This is a genomic window from Novacetimonas hansenii JCM 7643, from assembly GCF_000964405.1.
Classification (GTDB): Bacteria; Pseudomonadota; Alphaproteobacteria; order Acetobacterales; family Acetobacteraceae; genus Novacetimonas; species Novacetimonas hansenii.
Map to the genome: position 1 here is coordinate 1 of NZ_BANE01000151.1, position 2,712 is coordinate 2,712.

A 2,712-nucleotide genomic window follows, 5' to 3' on the forward strand; every position below is an offset into this window, starting at 1 on the left:
ACCTCATCCCCCGCGCGCAGATCCTCCACCGCGACTTCGCCACGTGGGGTCAGCAGCAGCGTGCCTTCGGTAAAGCATGGCGTGCTGGGCACCGATGTGGCGGGCGTGAAATCGTTGCCGTTGCTGGTTGTGGTGATGGTGGAGGGTGCGTCCGACATCGGGGTTGCGGCCGTGTTCGTGAAATAGAGGTACGAGCCGTGCGTCCCGCTGGTCTCGGTCTGCGCCACCTGTCCATTGACCGTGTCGTCCATGGTCTGGGGCGGGGCGTACAGGATCGTGCCGTCGCTGGTGGAATACGGCGTCTGTTGCAGCAGGGCGTTTTCCTGCCCGCCGTCGGTCCCCGTGGTCGTCGCCATGACAAAACCGGTATTGGCGCCATTTTCATAAAGGCTGTTGAGCGTCATGGTGCGTGTCCCGTTGGTAAAGCCGGGATCAGGGGTGGTCGGGCCATCCGCGTTGACCGAGGCGATGTTGTCCACGGAAAAGACCAGGTTGCCATTGCCATCAGTCGTGGTGTTCTGGGCCGCGAAGATCTGCGCACTGCTGAGATAGCCGTTGCTGTTGGTCGTCAGCGAATAACTCTTGTTGCTGTAATCAATATAGTTCTGTGCCATTTGCCCAAATTCCTGTGCCGGTGCGGTCTTTCCAGCAACTTCATGACGGAACGGGCATGGAGCAGGAGGCGTGGAACGACCAATGATCGCGGGACCGGATGCGAATCCCAAATTATGTTATAACAGATACAATATGAGACATTATATTACAAAGCATTTGCGCCCTGCGACATTGACATGGCTGTTTTCGCGGTTCCGCCCCAATGCGCGCAGGGGAAGCGGGTGGGGGATTGGCGTGTGCCGTCGGGGTGCGATCCCCCTTGCGGCGGGGGTGGTGATCCATGATAAAGGGGGCTGATTACGTCCCCTTGCCCGCCCCCATGTCGTGACGGGGCAGGCCATATTCTGCGCAGGAACACGTATGACCCCCATTATGCTGGCCCTGATCGGAACGGGGGCAATTGCCGTTCTGCTGGCCCTGATCGTGATGGGGCGGGTGCATCCGTTCCTGGCGCTGCTGCTGGTGGCGACCGCCGTGGCGTTGTTGACGGGCACGCCGGTCGCCCGCCTGGCCGATGCAATACAGGGCGGGCTGGGCCGGACCATCGGGCATATCGCCATCATCGTGGCGTTGGGTGCGATGATCGGGCGGATGGTGGACCTGTCGGGGGGCGCGCAGGCGGTGGCGCAGGCACTGGTGCGGCGCGCGGGGGCGGCGCATGTGCCGCTGGCGATCGTGGTTGCGGCCTTTGGCGTCGGGATACCGGTGTTTTTCGAAGTGGGCGTCATCATGCTCATGCCCCTTGTCTATGGCATGGCGCGCCAGACCGGGCGTGTGCCCGCCATGTTCGCCGTGCCGATGGCGGTGACGATGCTGACGGTGCATGCGTTGCTGCCGCCACATCCGGGGGCCGTGGCCGTGGGCGGTGCGCTGGGTGTCGGGGCGGGACGGGTGCTGATGCTGGGCCTGCCGCTGGCGGCGTTTTCGGTGGCGCTGACCTATGTGCTGTCACGCCCGGTCATGGCGCGGCCATTGGGCTGCGCGCCCGATATCCGCGCGATTGTGGAGGAGGCGGGCACCACCACCGATCCCGACCATGGCTCCGCCGCCGATGCGTGCCTGGTTGCCGCCGTGCGCGCGCGGCCGGTCCATCCCGGTGAAATCGCCCTGGTGATCGGTGTGCCGGTCGTGTTGATGATCGCGGGCACGCTGGCGTCGGACATGATGGCGGCGGGGGCCGTGCGCTCTGTCATCGCGTTTGCGGGCATTCCGTATGTCGCGTTGGGTATCGACGTGGTGATGTGCGCGTGGCTGCTGGGGTTGCGGCGTGGCATGGCGCTGGCCACCGTGTCGGACGTGCTGGCGGCGGCATTGCCGTCCACCGCCGGGATTATCCTGATTACCGGCGCGGGCGGCGCATTCGCGCAGGTGCTGGTGCAAAGCGGGGTGGGCGATGCGCTGGGCGGTATGCTGTCGGCGGCGGGGCTGCCGGTGCTGGCGCTGTGTTTCGTCATGACGATGATCCTGCGCGTGGCGCAGGGGCCGACGACGGTGGCGCTGATGGCGACGGCGGGTATTGTCGGGCCGCTGATTACGCGGCTGCATCTGGACCAGACGCACCTTGCGCTGCTGGCGCTGGCGATGGGGGCCGGGGGGATGGCGCTGTCACATGTCAATGACGCAGGGTTCTGGATCGTCACCCGCATGGCGGGGCTGAGTGTGGGGGAAGGGCTGTCGAGCTGGACCGTCATGACCGGTATCGCCGCCCTGACCGCCTTTGCCGGGACGGCGCTGATGTGGATGGCGCTCTAGGCGGCATTGCGCGCAAGGCGGGGCAGGGCGTAGTGCGCCGGGTTATGGCGATATGATGCTGGCCCGTCTTCCTGTGCGGCCACGCAGGCCGGGTCATGTGCCGCATAGCCGCAGTGCGGATATTTTGGAAAACGTAGGGGTTTATGAAGCTTTTTGAAAAAAGCTTCACCAAAAACTTTTATACTTATTCTTTGGAAACCATGACTCCTTAAAACAGATCAGGGTGCAGGGAGCGCGCTCCCTGCCGGGGCCGGGCAGCGCCCGGATGCTGCGCCTGTTATAAGTGTGCCATTCAGGGGCATTGCCCCCGAACCCCCACCAAAGGGTATTACCCTTTGGAAACCA

General features: G+C 64.2%; 2 protein-coding genes. One reads left to right on the top strand and one right to left on the bottom strand.

Going from position 1 to position 2,712, the window contains the following annotated elements:
• Window positions 1-614, bottom strand: a 614-nt coding sequence (locus tag B7G66_RS10850) for a Hint domain-containing protein (RefSeq protein ID WP_048859181.1), incomplete at its 3' end; no start/stop codon positions are given.
• Between the two features lie 361 nt (window positions 615-975).
• On the opposite strand from B7G66_RS10850, the gene B7G66_RS10860 reads away from it, so the two are divergent.
• A complete protein-coding gene (locus tag B7G66_RS10860; protein WP_003621720.1) occupies window positions 976-2,367 on the top strand; it encodes a GntP family transporter in 1,392 nt (463 codons plus the stop codon).
• Window positions 2,368-2,712 lie beyond the last annotated feature (345 nt).

Bases quoted from the DNA above. Each gene is read 5' to 3' on its own strand.
- B7G66_RS10860 (WP_003621720.1), top strand. From the start codon at position 976: ATGACCCCCATTATGCTGGCCCTGATCGGAACGGGGGCAATTGCCGTT.